At 48.1% G+C, this 17,837-nt stretch carries 18 protein-coding genes and 1 pseudogene; 11 read left to right on the top strand and 8 right to left on the bottom strand.

Going from position 1 to position 17,837, the window contains the following annotated elements; translation table 11 throughout:
- The first annotated feature begins 18 nt into the window (after nt 1-18).
- From DPO_RS14115 to DPO_RS26450, 4 genes are read left to right on the top strand one after another with little or no spacing between them, the layout of a single operon-like run.
- The gene (locus tag DPO_RS14115; RefSeq protein WP_006966710.1) at nt 19-279 is read left to right on the top strand and encodes a sulfurtransferase TusA family protein; all 261 of its coding nucleotides are present in this window, start codon (nt 19-21) and stop codon (nt 277-279) included.
- A 38-nt stretch (nt 280-317) separates the two neighbouring features.
- Nucleotides 318-1,229, top strand: a complete 912-nt coding sequence (gene hybA, locus DPO_RS14110; RefSeq protein ID WP_006966708.1) for a hydrogenase 2 operon protein HybA — start codon at nt 318-320, stop codon at nt 1,227-1,229.
- Entirely contained in the window at nt 1,229-2,431 is a 1,203-nt protein-coding gene (nrfD, locus tag DPO_RS14105) for an NrfD/PsrC family molybdoenzyme membrane anchor subunit (protein WP_006966706.1), read from the top strand. The genes hybA and nrfD overlap by 1 nt, the downstream gene beginning before the upstream one ends.
- 11 nt (nt 2,432-2,442) lie before the next feature.
- The gene (locus DPO_RS26450) at nt 2,443-4,458 is read left to right on the top strand and encodes a tetrathionate reductase family octaheme c-type cytochrome (RefSeq protein WP_407637414.1); all 2,016 of its coding nucleotides are present in this window, start codon (nt 2,443-2,445) and stop codon (nt 4,456-4,458) included.
- 62 nt (nt 4,459-4,520) lie between these two features.
- On the opposite strand, the gene DPO_RS14090 is transcribed toward DPO_RS26450, so the two are convergent.
- Together DPO_RS14090 and DPO_RS14085 are read right to left on the bottom strand one after the other, a co-directional pair.
- On the bottom strand, nt 4,521-5,189 hold the full coding sequence (locus DPO_RS14090; RefSeq protein ID WP_006966701.1) for a hypothetical protein: 669 nt from the start codon (nt 5,187-5,189) through the stop codon (nt 4,521-4,523).
- A 114-nt stretch (nt 5,190-5,303) separates the two neighbouring features.
- Nucleotides 5,304-5,972, bottom strand: a complete 669-nt coding sequence (locus DPO_RS14085) for a hypothetical protein (RefSeq protein ID WP_006966699.1) — start codon at nt 5,970-5,972, stop codon at nt 5,304-5,306.
- Between the two features lie 295 nt (nt 5,973-6,267).
- On the opposite strand from DPO_RS14085, the pseudogene DPO_RS14075 reads away from it, so the two are divergent.
- Nucleotides 6,268-7,753 (top strand): annotated as a pseudogene (locus DPO_RS14075) (ISNCY family transposase).
- A 313-nt stretch (nt 7,754-8,066) separates the two neighbouring features.
- Here the strand turns inward: DPO_RS14075 and DPO_RS14070 are convergent.
- The 4 genes from DPO_RS14070 to DPO_RS14055 form a co-directional block, all read right to left on the bottom strand.
- Nucleotides 8,067-9,134, bottom strand: coding sequence for an arsenic resistance protein (locus DPO_RS14070; protein ID WP_006966692.1), 1,068 nt, complete (start codon nt 9,132-9,134; stop codon nt 8,067-8,069).
- Complete coding sequence (locus DPO_RS14065) at nt 9,131-9,340, bottom strand: hypothetical protein (RefSeq protein WP_006966690.1); 210 nt, start codon at nt 9,338-9,340, stop codon at nt 9,131-9,133. The genes DPO_RS14070 and DPO_RS14065 overlap by 4 nt, the downstream gene beginning before the upstream one ends.
- Before the next feature lie 13 nt (nt 9,341-9,353).
- A complete protein-coding gene (trxA, locus tag DPO_RS14060) occupies nt 9,354-9,665 on the bottom strand; it encodes a thioredoxin (protein ID WP_006966688.1) in 312 nt (103 codons plus the stop codon).
- Between the two features lie 209 nt (nt 9,666-9,874).
- On the bottom strand, nt 9,875-10,603 hold the full coding sequence (locus DPO_RS14055) for a YkgJ family cysteine cluster protein (RefSeq protein ID WP_006966686.1): 729 nt from the start codon (nt 10,601-10,603) through the stop codon (nt 9,875-9,877).
- A gap of 466 nt (nt 10,604-11,069) precedes the next feature.
- Between DPO_RS14055 and DPO_RS14050 the strand changes: the two genes are divergently transcribed.
- The 6 genes from DPO_RS14050 (at nt 11,070) to cuyA (DPO_RS14025) (ending at nt 15,981) form a co-directional block, all read left to right on the top strand.
- Nucleotides 11,070-11,942, top strand: a complete 873-nt coding sequence (locus tag DPO_RS14050; protein ID WP_006966684.1) for an ABC transporter substrate-binding protein — start codon at nt 11,070-11,072, stop codon at nt 11,940-11,942.
- A 76-nt stretch (nt 11,943-12,018) separates the two neighbouring features.
- The gene (locus DPO_RS14045; protein WP_006966682.1) at nt 12,019-12,750 is read left to right on the top strand and encodes an amino acid ABC transporter permease; all 732 of its coding nucleotides are present in this window, start codon (nt 12,019-12,021) and stop codon (nt 12,748-12,750) included.
- Nucleotides 12,747-13,403: an amino acid ABC transporter permease gene (locus DPO_RS14040; protein WP_006966680.1), complete on the top strand. Its 657-nt coding sequence runs from the start codon at nt 12,747-12,749 to the stop codon at nt 13,401-13,403. Before DPO_RS14045 ends, DPO_RS14040 begins: the two co-directional genes overlap by 4 nt.
- Before the next feature lies 1 nt (nt 13,404).
- A complete protein-coding gene (locus DPO_RS14035) occupies nt 13,405-14,130 on the top strand; it encodes an amino acid ABC transporter ATP-binding protein (RefSeq protein WP_006966678.1) in 726 nt (241 codons plus the stop codon).
- A 108-nt stretch (nt 14,131-14,238) separates the two neighbouring features.
- Complete coding sequence (locus tag DPO_RS14030) at nt 14,239-14,913, top strand: GntR family transcriptional regulator (protein ID WP_006966677.1); 675 nt, start codon at nt 14,239-14,241, stop codon at nt 14,911-14,913.
- Between the two features lie 66 nt (nt 14,914-14,979).
- A complete protein-coding gene (cuyA, locus tag DPO_RS14025) occupies nt 14,980-15,981 on the top strand; it encodes a D-cysteate sulfo-lyase (protein WP_006966675.1) in 1,002 nt (333 codons plus the stop codon).
- Between the two features lie 44 nt (nt 15,982-16,025).
- Here the strand turns inward: cuyA (DPO_RS14025) and cuyB are convergent, their stop codons facing one another.
- Nucleotides 16,026-16,733 (bottom strand): cysteate racemase, encoded by a 708-nt coding sequence (gene cuyB / locus DPO_RS14020; protein WP_006966674.1) that lies wholly within the window; start codon nt 16,731-16,733, stop codon nt 16,026-16,028.
- Between the two features lie 63 nt (nt 16,734-16,796).
- Nucleotides 16,797-17,798 (bottom strand): D-cysteate sulfo-lyase, encoded by a 1,002-nt coding sequence (cuyA, locus tag DPO_RS14015; protein WP_006966672.1) that lies wholly within the window; start codon nt 17,796-17,798, stop codon nt 16,797-16,799.
- Nucleotides 17,799-17,837: the final 39 nt, after the last annotated feature.

Raw genomic sequence — 17,837 nt, 5'->3', positions numbered from 1 at the left:
GGGAGACAAGGGTTTGATATGACAAAAAAAATGACATTGAATTTAAAAGGCGTGGTGTCTCCCATGGATCTACTCAAATGTAATGCCTGCCTGACGGCCATGGACCCCGGGGATATTCTGGAAGTGATCCTGGCTGATGAAGAAGTGGTCAACAATCTGACCACGATTCTTCTGCGGTCCAATGATGAAATCCTTTACCGCCAGCATACCCGGGACAGTATCTGTATCGGTATCAGAAAAGGTCCCAGGCAATATGATGAATTCCCATTGCAATTGTAAACTGTTTAAAGGTTGAAATGTTAAAAAAAGGAGGAAACATGCAAATTACCAGAAGGCGCTTTTTCAGGGTCATGGGCGCTGCCGGGGCATCCGTCGCTGTCCGGCCTCCCGCCGGTCATGCCTGGCAGTCCAAGGCCCCCCCGGACCCTTTCGGATGCCTGGTGGACCTGACCCGGTGTGTGGGATGCCGCAAATGCGAGGAAGCCTGCGCCGAAGTCAACGGTCTGCCGGAACCCGAGCGGGTGAACTGCCAGTGCACTATTTTTGAAAAAGACCGGCGGCCGGACCATGATGCCTATACCGTGGTCAACCGGTACTATACCGGCAAAGTGGATGAATTTGACAAACCCGTGCCCACCTTTGCCAAGGTCCAGTGCATGCACTGCCAGGACCCGGCCTGTGTGTCCGCCTGTATTGTGGGGGCGTTGACCAAAGATGAGACCGGTGCAGTCAGATATGATGTGACCAAATGTATCGGTTGCCGGTACTGCATGGTGGCCTGTCCCTTTGAAATTCCGGCGTATGAATATTTTGACCCCATCACCCCGAAGGTGATGAAATGCACGTTCTGTTATGACCGGATTTCCAAACAAGGGGGTGTTCCGGGGTGTGCCACCATCTGTCCCACGGAAGCCATCACCTTCGGCAGGCGGAGCACGCTTCTGGAAGTGGCGAACAAACGGCTGAAAGAAAACCCGGCCCATTATCTGCCGCATATTTACGGGGAAAAGGAAGTGGGCGGCACCTCCTGGATGTATCTGTCCGGGGTGCCCTTTGAACAGGTGAACCTGCCGGCCCTGCCGGAAACCCCGTCCCCGAAACTGTCGGAAACGGTTCAGCATTCGCTGTTCACCTATCTATGGTCTCCCATTCTGCTGTTCGGGGTGCTCGGGGGGCTCATGGCCTGGTTCAATAAAAACGATAACCCCCCGGACAAAGGAGGTGTCTGATGGCACATGCGGCGCAACCCCTGAAGCGGCCTTTGTGGACGCCCGGGGTACTGGTGATGCTGGTATTCATGTTTGCCGGTGCTGTCGCCATTATCGCCCGGTTCACCGGGGGCATCGGATATGTTACCAACCTGACCAATGCCCGGCCCTGGGGAATCTGGGTGGGCATTGACGTGGCCACGGGCGTGGCCCTGGCGGCCGGCGGATTCACCACGGCAGCCCTGGCCCATATTTTCGGCCGTCACTATTATGAACCCGTGACCCGGCCGGCCCTGTTGACCGCTGTTTTGGGCTATACCTTTGTGGTGATTGGGCTTCTGGTGGATATCGGCCGTTCCTGGGCCATCTGGAAACCCATGTTTTACTGGAATTTTAATTCCGTGCTGTTTGAAGTGGCCATGTGCGTGATGATCTATCTCACGGTGCTGTATATCGAGTTTCTACCCATTGTGGCGGAACAGTTCAAGGGCCGGGTGAACCTGCCCGGGATCCTGTCCGGGCTGAACCGCCTGGTGGATGGATTTTTACAGACAGCCGACCGGATTTTAGGCAAGGTCATGTGGGTGTTCATCATTTTAGGGGTGGTATTGTCCTGCATGCACCAGTCCAGCCTGGGGTCGCTTATGCTGGTGGCTCCCACCAAGCTGCATCCCCTGTGGTACACCCCGATTCTGCCGCTGCTGTTTCTCACTTCGGCCATTGCCGTGGGATATCCCATGGTGGTGTTTGAAACCACCCTGACCACGGCGTCGTTCAAGCTGGATTCAGAAGTGAAGATTCTGGCACCCTTGACCAAGATCACCATTTTTCTGCTGGGATTTTACATGGTCCTTAAAATCGGGGACATGGTAATGCGGGGCACCTGGATCTATCTGCTGGACGGCACGTATCAGACCAATTCCTTTTTAGCGGAACTGCTGTTCGGCGTGATGATCCCCTGGATCATGCTGCTGTTTAAACGGGTGCGGCAGTCGGCCAGAGGCGTGTTCACGGCCGCAGCCCTGATCGTGGGCGGTGTGGTGCTCAACCGGGTCAATGTGTTTATTGTCGGGTACCGGTCTCCGTTAACGGAAAGCGGGTATTTTCCGGCGCCATCGGAAATTCTGGTCACACTGGGCCTGATCGCAACCCTGATGTTCATCTACCGGGTGGTGGTCACATATCTGCCCGTATTACAGGCACCCAAGGAGGTATCTTCATGATAAAAAAAATAATGGTTTGCGCCTGCCTGATCCCGTTTCTGGCAGGGGTCTGTGCCGCGGAGGTGTGGAAGGCCCCGGATCAGGAACAGGCCAGGGAACGGGCAAAAGAAACCGTTCCATTTATAAAAGAATACAAGGATGACTGCCAGATCAGCCGGCGCATCTGTCTGATGGATGCCGGAATTTCTTTAGACGATGTCACAACGGTCTATTTTCTTTTAGACAGTCCCATCATCAAGCAAAGGGAAGATCATTACGAACCCGTGCGGTTCGCCCACAAGCGCCATGCGGCCCTGGTCGATGACTGTACCAAATGCCATCACTACCGGCCCAAAGATGAGGATGCCCTGGAAACCACCCGGTGTTCCGCCTGTCACCAGGACAGTTTCAATCCGGAATATCCTGAGCGCATCGGGCTCAAGGCAGCCTATCATCAGCAGTGCATGGAGTGCCACCAGCAGGAAGCCAAAGGTCCCGTGGACTGTACCGGGTGTCACCTCAAACATGTGCCGGATCATAAGGAACTGGTAAAGCTGCCGGACAACCCGGACCCCATTCAGGTCACCCAGGCCTGTCTGGAATGCCATGACACCCAGGGCGAAGACATGCTTAAAACCGCTCACTGGTTGTGGCGGGGACCGTCTCCCTACACCACGGGGCATCGAAAGGACATCCTGCACGGCAAGGGCACGACCGCCCTGAACAATTTCTGAATCAGCCCCATCAGCAACGAGGCTCGTTGCACAAGCTGTCATGCCGGATATGGATGGAAAGACGCGTCGTTTGACTTTACCGATAAAACCAGAATCGACTGTCTGGTGTGCCATGACACTACCGGCACCTATGAAAAAGACCCCCCGGGGGCGGGCATGCCCAAAAAAAAAGTGGACTTGAAGTTTGTGGCCGAAAATGTGGGCCATTCCTCCCGGGCCACCTGCGGGGCCTGCCATTTCAACGGCGGGGGCGGGGATGCCATCAAGCATGCGGACATGTCCCGCCAGCTGCTCACCCCGGATCGAAACTGCGACATTCACATGGGTGGATATGATTTTGACTGTGCGGAATGCCACAAGACCCGGAACCACCAGATTTCCGGGAAAAGCTCTTCCGTGCCTGTGGCCGAAGGGGTGGTAAACTGTGAAAGCTGTCACTCGGAAACCCCGCATTACAGCGGCAATCTGCTGGACCATCACCTGAACGATCACTCCAAAACCCTGGCCTGCAATGTCTGTCATTCACCCGTGTTTGCCAAGTGCAAACCCACCAAAACCTGGTGGGACTGGTCTATGGCCGGAGACAAGGAACGGGAGGTGAAAAAAGACAAATACGGCCAGCCCGATTATAACTGGAAAAAAGGGGAATTCAGGTGGGAGGAGTCCGGACTGCCGGATTACACCTGGTACTCCGGGTATATGGACCGGGTGCTCATGGGAGATAAAGTGGACCTGGATGCGGACGTGATCACCCTGACCGATCCCGTGGGGTCCATCAATGATCCGGGTTCCAGGATCACGGCTTTCAAGATCATGAAAGGCATTCAGCCCATTGATGCGGAACATGCCCATGTGCTGGTGCCCCAGCTGTTTTCCGGGGACAAGGACAACACCACGGCCTACTGGAAAAACCTGGACTGGAATAAAGCATTCCAGGCGGGAATGAAAGCCGTGGATCTGCCTTACAGCGGGGACGTCACATGGAAGGAAACCTGGATGTACTGGCGGATCAACCATGAAGTCATGCCCGCGGACATGGCCTTGTCCTGTGTTCAGTGTCATGAAAGTCTCAAAGGCGACCAGACCTGCAACCGGTGCCACCAGGACAACCGGGATGTGGATTTCAAGGCCCTGGCCCAGAAAGGAACGGATTTTTCTCTGATGAAGTCCCAGGGACGGGATGTGGATCAGTTGATCGACAAAACCGATTACATCAACTTCAAGGCCTTAGGTTACCAAGGCGATCCCATTATTCACGGGGGGCGGTTTAAAAAGCTGCCCATGGGATATCAAAGTCAGTCCCGGACGGAATAATTTAAAAAAATAACAGGTCAAAGGATGCCGCCGCATCCTTTGACCTGTTATTTCCTGGGATATCAAGCGTCAACAATGTCGTAGTATTCAGATGACTTGTCCGGACGGCGCATGATATGAAGCGACAGAATCCGGCTTTCATAATTTTCAACCCGGGTTTTAAGCGCTTCTTTGGCCTGACGGAATTTTACACTCTGAAGGCCTGATATCAATGTTTCCACATCCTTGACCCGTCCTTCGCAGATGGTTCTCGGCCCTTCTCCGATGAGTACTTCCCATTCTTCGGCCACATGAATCCCGATCTCTTCCAGAACGGGGTAATATTGAGACAAAACAAACTGCCGGTATTTTTTGAAATCATCTTTTTCCCGGGTGATGATATCCCAGACCTGATTGAACTTAACCGTTTTTTCGCCGATCTCCATGGAATAGGTGGGTTCTTTTTTCAAGGGAACCAGGACCTTGGTTTTGTAATGCTTGATATAATTGAGCAGGTCTGATTTCAGGTGACGGTATTCAGCGCTTTTCAGGGCCGTTTCCAGCTGCTCCAGGTCATTGCTGACGGTTTCCACGATCACTTCACTGTAGGATCCCACCAGAACGGACCAGCCGGCCACCGTGTGGACTCCCAGACTGTTGATGCCGGGAATGAATTTATTGACGATGAAGTCAGCGTATTCGTCAACCTTTGAAGGAGTGATCGTCCAGTAATGCATCAGTTTTACGGCCATGAGAATCCTCCTGTGCGGCTTTGATGGTTTTTATGTGTTGTTTTATTGTGTGTCAACATGTTGGGCCTGTCCATGTAAACGGCGGTATGGGCCTTATTTTAAACAAAAAAACGGTCAAAGAGGGATTATTTCATAGCTTTCCGATCGAGCCCCCTTAATTTTCCGGACATGAAACGATAGAATCCGGCTTTGATAATTTTCAACATATTGTTTGAGTTTTTTTCTGGTGCGTCTGAATTCACTGTTTTGAAGCGCGGGAATGAGTGATCCGGCATCGGTCACACGGCCTTCACAGAACGTATGGGGTTCGTCTCCGATCAACACTTCCCATTCCCCGGCCACATGGACCCCGATTTTTTCCAGCAACGGGTAAAACTCATGGGTGACAAACTGTTCATAACTCTGATAGTCTTCCGGTTTTAAGGTGATGACATCCCACATCTGGTTGAACTTGACCGTATCCGGCGAAATGCTCATGGAGTAACTGCCCCGTTTGGCTATGGGCATCATGACTTTGGTTTTGTAATCAGTGACAAGGTTGAGCAGGTCCGATTTGAGCAGCCGGTAATCCCTGGTTTTAAGTGCCGTTTCCAGCATGTTCAAATCGCTGCTGACCGTTTCCATGATGATTTCGCTGTAGGATCCCACCAGCACGGACCAGCCGGCCACGGTATGCATTCCCAGCCGGTTTACGCCGGGAATGAATTGTTTGATAATAAAGTCGGCATACGCTTCCTTTGAGGAAGGGTTGATAGTCCAGTAGTGCATCAGTTTTACGGCCATGGCTGTCCTCCTTGTTCGGCTTTCATGTCACTGGCTGGTGCATTGCTGTAATCGGATCATTTCGTGTTGATTATTCACAGTTAAATGGTGTCTGACCGAAAACTCAGAACGCCACGTTTTTCAAGGGGATGACGGCTAAAACTTATTTGAAATTTTTACTTATAATTGAATTGCTTGTTGATTTTTACTGATTTCTGTGTTAATATAACCTATTAATAATTAACGAGATTTTAACAAACGAGAGAAATCGAAAGCAATTCAAATTTCAACACCCAAACAAAACTTCGAGGTTGTTTTGCGTAAAATTTTTGAACCACAAATGACATTCGGGCAGACCCCTATCGACCAAATCAAACTTGACATGAGGGCCAGGGATGAAATTCCCAAGCTGCTTTTGGGGCTCCAGCATATCTATTGCGATCAAGATCTGCGAGAAAAAACGTTTTTGCCATCCTCAAAAATGTGATTCCGGAAGACACTGACTCCAGAAATGGACGTCCGGGAATGGACCTGTGGAAAATCCTTGTGATGGGCACCATCCGGCTCAATTGCAATTGGGATTACGATAAGCTCCAGGAGAATGGTGAACAACCACAGAACATTAAAGGCAGATGCTGGGACATGGTATGATGGACGATGACATCACCTATCCGCTTCAGACCCTGAAAGATAATGTCAGGCTTCTGACACCTGACGTTCTTGATAAAATCAACACCCTGGTTGTACAAGTAGGTCATAAACTTCTGATGAAAAAAAAACTTCGGACGATGAGACATTGATGGGACGGTGTGACTCATTCGTTGTTGAAACCGATGTTCATTTTCCCACAGACATCAACCTGCTTTTTGATGCAGTCCGAAAAATGATTCAAATTGCCGCTATTATCAGCCAGGGCATTGGAACGAGTATGTGGCGGCAATCAGCATATAATATCAAAAAATTTAAACGGCTATATCGGATAGTTCAGCGATTGAAACATTCCACATCCAAGGATGAAAAGAAAAAGGCCAAAAAAGCTCGGCAGATTATGGATGCCCACAAAGCGTATATCGAGCTTGCTGAAAAATACATTTTAAAGGCGAAATCGACCATTGAAATGATGGAGTCATCCGATATTATTAATGCGGTCCGAGCCCAAGAGTTGCAAACATATATCAATTTCGCGCTTTGGCAAATTGATCTCATAAAACGCCGGGTGTTACAGGATGAAAAAATCCCGCATAGAGACAAGATTTTTTCAATTTTCGAACCTCACACGGAATGGATTTCAAAAGGCAAAGCCGGTGTTCCCCAGGAATTGGGACTGCGGGTATGCATCCTGGAAGACCAGTATGGGTTTATCCTGCACCACCGGGTGATGGAGAAAGAAACCGATGATAAGGTGGCAGTTGCAATGGTAAGATCGGCACAAAACAAAGTTTCTGGCCTCAAGGGATGCAGTTTTGATAAAGGATTTTATACCCCTGGTAACAAAATGGACCTGAAAAAAACATTGAATATTTTGGTGCTCCCGAAAAAAAGGCAGATGCAACAAGGCTGAATGTGAAGAAGAAACAGCAAAGGATTTTATTCGTTTTAAAAGAAAACATTCAGCGGTTGAATCGGCTATAAACGGGTTGGAAAATCATGGTCTGGACAGATGCCCGGATCATGGTATTCAAGGATTTAAAAGATACGTGGGCCTGTCTGTTCTGGCAAGAAACCTCCAGATCATGGGGCATAATATACAACAAAAAGGATTGAAACAGCTGCAACGGTTTGAACAGCGCAAAGCCGCTTAAAAACAGGCCATTGCATCAAAAACAGCACGTCAAACACTACAGGTGTGCCCGAAAAATGGGAAAGTCGTCAAAAAACGACTATCATGAAAGCACTTTCCCCGGTTTGTGATAGCAGGAGGACCAACAATTGAAAATTTTGTCAGGCATGTGCCCCGGAAAATCTCAAAATCGGGGTTTCCGGCCAGCCACTAAATGAGACAGCCGCATTTGTCAACCAAAATATGGAGTTACACGCACGTCCCTCAGGACGGCCGGGCCACCGGTACCGGGACCCTGGATTTGGACATCACACCGCTGGCAGTACTTCCCAGCATCATTTTTTCAAATTCATTATGACCATGGATCCGGAGATTTCCAGCGCTTCGTCCGGGGCCTCCTCTCTGGCAGCCGGTTCGGGTTTCGCCGGTTTGGGCGGACCGAACATCACATGGATGAATTTCACATACCAGGCCGCGGACTGAATCTGGATGATATAGGCCAGCGATATGAACAGGGCAATGGTCAGGCCCTCTTTTCCGAACGCGGTCATGGCAATGGCCAGGGCAATGGACAGATCCCGCATGACCACACCGAACACCATGGCAATGGCATCTTCCCGCTGGAACAGAAACCGGCCGGCAACGGTCAGAAATACATAGGAGACCAGATAAAACACGACCAAAGGCAGCAGGATAATGAGAATATCGCCGGGATTGGCAATGATGTGCCTGGCTTTCAAAGACATGGCCACAAACGCGATGAGCACCACGCCCAGGGCTGAAAACGGCGGGAATTTGGGTTTGACTCTGTCATTCCATTTCTGGGCCCCATATTTTTTTACCCCATAGGTCTGGGTCAACAGGCCCACCACCAGGGGAAAGAACACAAAAATGGCAATCTGTTTGAACATGTGGAGCATATCCACGTCAATGGTGGCGCCCATGAACACCTTGGTGTAGACGGGTGCGGCCAGAGATCCGATGACCAGGCCGAATACCACCATTTTGATGGCAGCTTCCTTGCTGCCTTTGGCAAACCCGGTCCAGGAAATGGTCATTCCGGATGTGGGCAGCACCCCGATCAGAAACAGCCCTACGGCCCACAGCCCGTATTTGGGGTCCTGGCCGGACAAAAAAAGCTTGCCGATGAAAAACGCCAGCAGCGGGATGAGAATGAAATTGATGACCTGGGTGGCGGTCTGCAGTTTGAGATCCCGGCCCTTGAAAATGGTTTTCACATTCAGGGTCACCATCATGGGATATACCATGACAAAGGTCACGGGAATAATGAACTGTTTTAAAAAACCGGCATCAAACAGGTATCCGAAGATCAATCCAAAGCCCATGGCCACGGGGATGGTCCATACCAGGTTTTTCTGAATGAATGTCAACGCTTTGATCATGACTGTTTTTCCTTATGATGAAGTGCTGCCGTAGCGTCAGCATCGTTGAAGTTTTTTTTGGACACAAAATGAATGGGACAGGACGACCGGAATTTGCAGTAAATATCCGGGTCTCGGCATTCCAGGCACTCTTCGCATAAATGGATGCCGTGTTTCAAACAAATATAACTGGTCTCCCTGTCCGGATGGTTGATGCATCTGCCCATGGTTTTCTCCTGTTCAATGACGGTCTGAAAGAATAGCGTTCAGATTTTTTTCCAGCGCTTCTTTGGGTTGAACGCCCACGAATCGTTTGATTTCTTTGCCCTGGTCAAACAATATAAATGTGGGAATGCTCTGGACCATATAATGGGTGGCCACATCCGGCCGGGAATTGATATCGATTTCCACCATTGTGACCCGGCCCTGATATTTTTCTGCCAGATCTTTGATCACGGGCGCCATCTGCCGGCAGGGGCTGCACCAGGTTGCACTGAAATCCACCAAAGCCACCTGATTTTTTAAACCGGGGTCCATCTGGGTAATTTCCATTTTTGATAATCCTTTTTCAGTCTCAGGTTTTTGATCAATCATGCCTGTTGATTATCATAATCAAAAATCGTGCCGAGAAAAGATTATCTGGAAAAACCATGGCAATACCCGCCCGGGACAAAGGTTTTCACTTGATACGCTGTAAAAAGGAAAACCGGTTTGTGGCCCGTTACCCGGGAAACGGGTCGTTTTTCAGCAAAACGGTAACGTTACGCTTTGCCGGCCGTGAAACCGGTGGCAAACATCGCTTGTTTGAATATTGTTTCACCCCTTGCAAAGGTATCTGCCGCATCCGTCAATGCCAGGCAAAGATCCATGGCAGTTACCAGTTCCACCCGGCCGGTCTCCAGATGCATGCGGGTGCACACGGACTGCACCACATCCCGGGCCAGGGTGTACACATAATTGGGGGCGGACAGACAGGGGATCTCCGCGTCATGATTGCCGGAGACAAACGCGGCTTCACAGTCCCGGCGGTCCAGGGAATTCCAGGTTCTGCAGATAAAGGGACGCTGGTCATACACCATGCAGGCATGGTGATCCAGAAAAATACACGGGGTCTGGTCCTTGATCGCCACCCGCTGTGCCAGGGACTGTCCCCGGGTATGGGCCAGGTTGTCGCGAATCCGGGTTTTCAGGTGACGTTGTTCATCCGGGGTGAAGCACGCCTGGATATGGGCGCTGAGCAATATCGCTTCCAGCGGGGTCACATGGATGCGGGAATGGCAGCAGAAACTGCATCCGCTGGCGCAGTCCGGCGCCGGGGATTCGCAGGTCAATGCCACGGAAACCAGCACCCGGGCCGCTGCATCCGTTACCTGGGTGATCATGGGAAACAGGGTCCCGGATGAATTCCGGGTCTCTTTTTGAGCGGCATCGGCGATCTGAAAAAAATAAGCGGACAAGGCATCTGTGTCCGGCGGGGTCTGATCCTGCATGACGTCTCCAATCGTTTTGTAAGACAGGCAGCGATCTGAAAGAATTCGCCAGAGGGATGTCTGGAACTTACCGGTTGTTTATTTCAGCTACCTTACCCTATTCAGGATCCCCGGTCAAGGAACCGAAAATTACTACCATCAGATTTTCTGTCACGCCAGGGTTGGGAAGTACCTATCGTTCAAATGATATGAATACAAAAGCTATTGACATACCAAATATTATAGACTAACAATGATCATTGTCGACATTCGACAATGATCAGGTTTTGGTTCTATCTATATTGATGAGGATTAGAGCGTATGAACATAAACTGAAGTATCTACTCACAATATCGGGTATTTAATTGGTTTTTTGAAAATGAAACCGATTGAAATCAGGTGGAAAAGAAAAATTTCCACCACAAACTAACGGGAAAGAAAGCTATTTTTAAAGTTTTTGATCCTAAAAATTAAAGGGAGAGATCACATGAAGAAAATTTTATTACTCAGTACGATGCTAATGGCAATTTTTATTTTTACAACAAATGCTGTTGCCGTGGACACGCTCGAAAAGATTTCAAACAGCGGTACATTTATTGTTGGAGCAAGAGATGGCGCTATTCCCTTTGGTTTCCACAATGACCAAAATGAACATGTCGGTTTTAGTCTTGATCTTGCAAAAGAGTTTCATAAAGCTTTGGAAGAAAAAATTGGTAAAACCCTTGAGCTTAAAACGATTGTTGTCAATCCAAAAACCAGAATACCTCTGGTTGCAAATGGGAATGTGCATATTGTCACAGGTTCTGCAACGCATACAATTCCCCGTGAAGACACGGTTGATTTTTCATTGACTTTTTTCCTTACTGGCAGCCAATTACTGGTGAAAAAAGACAAGGGGTATGCTTCTGTAAAAGATCTGTCCGGCAAAAAGATTGGTGCGGCTCAAGGTTCAACCAATGAGAAAACAATTCGTGAGCTTAATAAATCAGGATATTTTAATCCAGAAGCAAAATTGGTCATTTATCAAGAGCATACCCAGGGAATGCTGGCGCTCAATAATGGTATAATTGAAGCTTACTGCGGTGATGGAAGTCATTTGGCGGGCATGAAAAGCAAAGCAAAAAACTCCGATGATTATATCATCATTGGCGAAATGCTTTCTTATGATCCTTATGCTTTTATCCTTCCGGAAAACGATTCCAATTTCAGGGATTTTATTAATGAACAACTTATCAGGATGTTTGTTGATGGAAGATATATGACCTATTATGATAAATGGTTCGGCGCCAATGGCGTAGTGCCTTTCCCAATGACTGATGATTTTAGAACATTAATCAAACTGCAATCCTGGCCCTTGTAATATTCCGGTGTGATTTTTTAAATACATTTGGGGGGCTCGCTTTATGGAGCCCCTCAGTCCGTCGATGGAGTATCATATGTTAAACTATGACTTTAAATGGTCTATTTTATGGGAAGAACCCTACGGTGGCTGGATACTGGAAGGCGTGGCAACGACCCTTAAATTAGGGGCTCTGTGTTGTCTCTTTTCTTTTATACTTGGGGTTATAATTGGCACTTTACGGATTACCAATTATAAACCTCTGAGAGTTTTTGCAGAAGCCTACACGGAACTTTTCCGGGATATTCCTTTACTGGTACAACTTTTTTTCTGGTATTTTGCCGTACCATCTCTTATGCCTGAAACCATGAGAGTATGGGTCTATCAAGAAATTCCAAATTTTGAATTTTGGGTGGTTGTTGTTGGCCTTTCTTTATATTCATCTTCCAGAATGGCTGAACAAATCCGGGCGGGAATAAACTCAATTTCTCCGGATCAGTTTAACGCCGCCCTGAGTACCGGATTCAGCCATTATCAGGCCTATCGGTATGTAATTATCCCCCTTGCCGTGAGGCTTGTTATTCCACCTCTGACCACTGAAACATTAACGGTCTTTAAAAATACGGCCCTTGCTATGACAGTAGGCGTGCTGGAAACAACATTCATGAGTCAACAGGTTGAGGCATATACGTTCCACGGGCTTGAAGCAACAACGGCTGCCTGTGTCATTTATATGATCATAACACTGATCGTGGTTGGAACCATGAATTGGATTGAGAAAATGTTGGCGGTCCCAGGCCTTATCATCAGAAAAGGAGCCAACTCATGAGTTTTGAATGGCAGGTTATCACCAACAATTTTTCCTTTTTAATGGGAGGCCTTGTAACCACCTTCCAGTTAGCAGTCATTGCTATCTCAGGAGGACTGGCACTTGGAATATTGGTGGGAATGGCGCGCTTGAGTTCTATCAAGCCCATATACTATCCAGCCACATTGTTTGTTAATCTTATGCGAACCCAACCCCTTATCCTTGTCATATTCTGGTTTTATTTTTTGATACCAATTGTTTTGGGAAAACCCATTGACGCCTTCACATCAGCTGCTATCGCTTTTATTATTTTTGAAGCATCTTATTTTGCTGAAATCATAAGAGCAGGCATTCAATCGATATCAAAAGGTCAGGTGGAAGCGGCATATTCTACTGGATTTACATATTGGCAGGCCATGAGGTATTTCATTATTCCACAGGCGTTAAAAAACATGCTGCCCTCTCTTATCACGCAAGGGGTCGTCGTATTCCAGGACACTTCTCTGGCCTATGTCATAGGATTGCGGGAATTTTTGAGATCTGCGAATGTGGTGGACGCCAGAGAGATGAGAAGTGTTGAACTATATTTGTTCGTAGGCTTAGTCTATTTCATGATTTGCTTTAGTATGAGCCGGATTTGTAAAAGAATGGAACTTAAGAAAGGGGCTGCATAAGATGATTGAAATAATTAATGTTAGCAAGTGGTTTGGAGACCTCAAAGTCCTTGACAATGTAAACGAGACGATCAATAAGGGGCAGGTTGTCGTTATTTGCGGCCCTTCAGGTTCTGGTAAAAGCACGCTGTTGAAATCGCTCAACGGATTGGAGCCTTTTCAAGAAGGCGATATCCGGGTGGATGGAATTTCGCTTATAGATCCCAAAATAAATTTTATAAAACTCAGACAAAAGATGGGAATGGTATTTCAACGATTTGAACTTTATCCACATCTGAAAGTAATAGAGAATATAACAATTGCACCCATCAAAGTGCTGAATCAATCTAAAGCCCAGGCAAACAAAAAAGCGTTGGAACTTCTTGAAAGAGTCGGAATCCCGGAACAGGCGAATAAATACCCTGGCAATCTTTCTGGAGGTCAGCAGCAGCGCGTTGCAATTGCCAGAGCACTTGCCATGGAACCGGATATCATGCTTTTTGATGAACCCACCTCTGCGCTGGATCCAGAGATGATAAAAGAGGTTTTAGACGTAATGGTGGACCTGGCAAAGTCAGGTATGACAATGGTCGTTGTGACTCATGAAATGGGATTTGCAAAGGAGGTGGCTGATGAAATCATTTTTATGGATGAAGGACGAATAATTGAAAGAGGAACGGACAAGACCTTTTTTGAAAATCCTGAAAGTGATCGAGCAAAAGATTTTTTGAGTAAAATTTTAATTTAGTCTTTGATATCTATTATATAATTAATACTCAATTGAATTTTGATGATTGAGGATTGGTTTTTGTTATAATGAACATGACAATTGCTATAAAAGAAGACGTATCGATTGATGAATGATTTTAAAAAAGAGACATATAGCGAAAAAGTCGCAAATTATATAAAAGTTCGCATTTTAAATGGCAATCTCAGTCCAGGTGACCCCATTAAAGAGACAGATATTGCTTCACAACTCTCCATCAGTCGGGCTCCTGTAAGAGAAGCGATGCTGATATTACTACGAGAAGGGCTTATAGAAATACACCCTCAAAGAGGAAAAAAGGTTACATCTCTTTCAGCAAAACAGATCAAAAACAGTTATTTTACTGGAGGGGTGCTTGAAGCCGCCGCAGTAGCGCAAGCCATCGAACGTTATACGGATAAAGATATTGCTCAATTGGACGGAATCATTTCAAAAATGAAACAAGTTGCAGACAAAAATGGGTCTGTATCAGATCAAGCGCCATTGGATAAAGCGTTCCATGATCTCCTGTTTTCCCGCATTGACAATGAATTAATCGTAGAACTTTGCCGTCGAACGTGCCAGGGGATATCAAAATTTCTCCTATACAGACAGTGGGTTAAATTGTTTCCTGCAATAAAAGTTTACGAACGACATAAAGAAATTGTTGACGCATTGAAAACAAAAGATCCCCAGGTTATTGAGGTTGTGATTAGAAATCATTATGTGGAATCGGGTGAAAGAATGTCTGTTTTCGGCGCAGATATGTCTAAGGATGAGAATTAAAACGATTCTGAACAAATATAATCGATCGAAAATTAATACTAATATTTTAAAAAGCGAGGATACAAAATGAATTTTACAAAATTCCCCAGGAGAAACTATTTACAGGGGCCAACGCCCATTGAGCCTATGCCGGCATTAAGTAAAGTGCTTGGCAAAGATGTCAATCTGTATATCAAACGCGATGATCTGTTGCCCGGGGCCGGTGGCGGCAATAAAACCAGAAAACTTGAATTCTGCATGGCAGATGCTCTTGAGAAGAAAGCAAATGCCATCATTACCTGTGGTGCCGTCCAGTCAAACCATGCAAGACTGACAGCCTCCTGGTCTGCCAAAGAAGGTCTTGATTGTCATTTGGTCCTTGAAGAGCGGGTTAAAGGCTCTTATAAGACAGATGCCAGCGGAAACAATTTTTTGTTTGAACTGCTTGGTGTTAAAAGTATTACGGTGGTTGCAGGTGGTTCAGATATGATGGCGGAAATGGGTAAAAAAGCGGATGAGCTTACCGCTGCTGGTCAAAAACCCTATATCATTCCAGGTGGCGCCTCTAATACAATCGGTGCTACAGGATATGCAGCCTGCGCTGAAGAAATGATGACCCAGCTCAATGACATGCGGCTTAAAATAAATCACATTGTGGTGCCCTCTGGGTCTGCTGGCACCCATGCAGGTATGGTGGTCGGCATGACAGGTGTGAACGGTAATATTCCTATTAGTGGCGTGAACGTATCAAGAGCCAAAAATGTTCAGGAAGATATTGTTTATAAACTGGCAGTGGATACAGCGGAAAGGCTTGATATAAAAGGTGGAGTTAAGCGTGAAGATATTGTGTGTTTTGATCAGTATGTCGGTCCTGGCTATTCTATACCGACAGATGCGATGGTTGAAGCAGTGAAGCTCTTTGCTAAAAATGAGGCCATTCTTCTTGATCCGGTTTATTCAGGTAAAACAGCGGCAGGACTCATTGATATTGTGCGTAAAGGTCATTTTTCAAAAGGATCTAATGTGTTATTCCTTCATACAGGCGGATCCCCTGCCTTGTATGCTTATATGGATACGTTCAGGCAGTAAATGACGTTAAAAAAAAGAGGGCACCTTTCAGGCGCCCTCTTTTTTTATGGATGTTTGACCATCCGGACGATCGCTTCGGCCAGGACCTGGGACGCGTCAATGGTGTCAAGGGGCAGATCGTTTCCGCCCAGGGCGCTTAGTTCCGTGCATGCCACAATGGCCACTCCAACCCCCTGGTCTTTTAAATGGTCACAGACCTGAGCATACTGGCGGTGAAGATCCAAAGATATGCCTCCGGCTTTCACCTGCCGGATGATATTGAACAGCCGGTCCTGGTGTTCCTTGTCCGGCCACACTTCTGTCATTCCCAGGGTGTCAAACCGGCGGGTATACAGTTTTGTGATGGCCACGGCCGGCGATGCCAGCATTCCGATGTGTGTTTCCCTGGCGAAATCGGCCTTCACCTGATTCACCACCAGATCAATCATGTTGATTACCGGAATTTTCACTGCCTCCTGCACGGCATCATAATAAAAATGGGCCGTGTTGCAGGGGATCACCAGAAAATCCGCGCCCCATGCCTCCAGGCGCCGGCCCATGTCCGCCATGACCGGGCCGGGATCTTCACCGTTCCCTTCGATGATGGCTTTGATGCGGGAGGGTACCTTGGGATTGTTGTCCACGATGCACCGGATATGGTCTTTGTCATCCATGGCTGGTGTCAGGCGGATGATCCGCTGCATCAGGTCCACCGTGGCCTCGGGTCCCATGCCGCCGATGATGCCTGCCACTTTTTCGTTTTTTTGTGTCATTTTTTCGGCTGCCGTGTTTGTTGGCGCGGCCGCCTGACGATACAAGGCGGCCGCAGGGTTATATCATTTTCTGAAGGAATCCATGTACGCATACAGGGCCGGTGATCCGCCCGTGTGCAGAAACAGCACATTGGTGCCCGGAGCGAAATGGCCTTTTCTCACCCGATCAACAAGGCCGGCCGCAGTCTTGCCCGAGTACACCGGATCCAGCAGAATCGCTTCGGTCTGCGCAAACAGTTTCACGGCCTCCACCATACTGTCCGTGGGAATGGAATATCCCGGTCCCACATACTGGTCAAAACACACCACACTGTCTCTGGGGATTTCCTTTTTGACCCCCAGCTTGGCTGCGGTCTCTTTTGCCAGTTTGTAAACGATCTCTTCCTGGACCATCTTTTCTCTGGACACATTCATACCGCTCACGGGGATGCCGGTTTCCATGGCCGTCATGCCCACCACCATGCCGGCGTGGGTCCCGGCGGAACCCGACGGCACCACAATGTGATCAATGTTTAAGTGCAGGTCATTGAGCTGGGTCATGGTTTCTGCGGCACAGGCGGCATATCCTAAGGCCCCGATGGCATTGGAGGCCCCGCCGGGAATGATATAAGGCGTTTTGCCTTCTTCAGACAACCCGGCTGCCTTTTTTTCCATGGCCCCCATCATGTCGCTCCCGCCGGGCACCACCTCGATGCTCTTGACTCCCAGCAGCTGAAACAGAAAATTGTTGCCGCTGGCATCTGTCTTGTAACTGCCCTTTACCCGTTCTTCCAGAATCAGATGGCAGTCAAGCCCTTCTTTGACGGCCCATGCCAGGGTCAGCCGGCAATGGTTGGACTGCACGGCACCGCAGGTGATGATGGTGTCTGCTTTTTTTTCCATGGCATCGGCAATGCAGAATTCCAGTTTCCGGGTTTTGTTGCCCCCGGCAGCACCGGGCAGCTGGTCGTCGCGTTTGACAAACAGGTTGACTTTTCCGCCCAACGCCTGGCTCAATGCAGGCATGGGTTCAATGGCAGTGGGGGTCTGAATATATTTCCGTCTGGGAAATCGTGTAAAATTCATGGGGTTCCTTTTTATATATTGTTTTTTTAAATGGTGCTT

It is taken from the genome of Desulfotignum phosphitoxidans DSM 13687 (assembly GCF_000350545.1).
Classification (GTDB): domain Bacteria; phylum Desulfobacterota; class Desulfobacteria; order Desulfobacterales; family Desulfobacteraceae; genus Desulfotignum; species Desulfotignum phosphitoxidans.
The sequence above is the reverse complement of the archived record's forward strand: the minus strand, read 5'-3'. Positions and strand labels throughout refer to the sequence as shown.

Excerpts from the sequence above, each read along its gene's own strand:
- DPO_RS14085 (WP_006966699.1), bottom strand. The coding sequence starts at position 5,972 with ATGGCCGTAAAACTGATGCACTACTGGACTATCAACCCTTCCTCAAAG.
- DPO_RS14090 (WP_006966701.1), bottom strand. The coding sequence starts at position 5,189 with ATGGCCGTAAAACTGATGCATTACTGGACGATCACTCCTTCAAAGGTT.
- cuyA (WP_006966672.1), bottom strand. The coding sequence starts at position 17,798 with ATGAATTTTACACGATTTCCCAGACGGAAATATATTCAGACCCCCACT.
- DPO_RS14040 (WP_006966680.1), top strand. The coding sequence starts at position 12,747 with ATGAGTTTTGAATGGCAGGTTATCACCAACAATTTTTCCTTTTTAATG.
- DPO_RS14070 (WP_006966692.1), bottom strand. The coding sequence starts at position 9,134 with ATGATCAAAGCGTTGACATTCATTCAGAAAAACCTGGTATGGACCATC.
- DPO_RS14035 (WP_006966678.1), top strand. The coding sequence starts at position 13,405 with ATGATTGAAATAATTAATGTTAGCAAGTGGTTTGGAGACCTCAAAGTC.
- nrfD (WP_006966706.1), top strand. The coding sequence starts at position 1,229 with ATGGCACATGCGGCGCAACCCCTGAAGCGGCCTTTGTGGACGCCCGGG.
- trxA (WP_006966688.1), bottom strand. The coding sequence starts at position 9,665 with ATGGAAATTACCCAGATGGACCCCGGTTTAAAAAATCAGGTGGCTTTG.
- hybA (WP_006966708.1), top strand. The coding sequence starts at position 318 with ATGCAAATTACCAGAAGGCGCTTTTTCAGGGTCATGGGCGCTGCCGGG.
- DPO_RS14050 (WP_006966684.1), top strand. The coding sequence starts at position 11,070 with ATGAAGAAAATTTTATTACTCAGTACGATGCTAATGGCAATTTTTATT.
- DPO_RS14030 (WP_006966677.1), top strand. The coding sequence starts at position 14,239 with ATGAATGATTTTAAAAAAGAGACATATAGCGAAAAAGTCGCAAATTAT.
- DPO_RS14045 (WP_006966682.1), top strand. The coding sequence starts at position 12,019 with ATGTTAAACTATGACTTTAAATGGTCTATTTTATGGGAAGAACCCTAC.
- DPO_RS14065 (WP_006966690.1), bottom strand. The coding sequence starts at position 9,340 with ATGGGCAGATGCATCAACCATCCGGACAGGGAGACCAGTTATATTTGT.
- DPO_RS14115 (WP_006966710.1), top strand. The coding sequence starts at position 19 with ATGACAAAAAAAATGACATTGAATTTAAAAGGCGTGGTGTCTCCCATG.
- cuyA (WP_006966675.1), top strand. The coding sequence starts at position 14,980 with ATGAATTTTACAAAATTCCCCAGGAGAAACTATTTACAGGGGCCAACG.
- cuyB (WP_006966674.1), bottom strand. The coding sequence starts at position 16,733 with ATGACACAAAAAAACGAAAAAGTGGCAGGCATCATCGGCGGCATGGGA.
- DPO_RS14055 (WP_006966686.1), bottom strand. The coding sequence starts at position 10,603 with ATGCAGGATCAGACCCCGCCGGACACAGATGCCTTGTCCGCTTATTTT.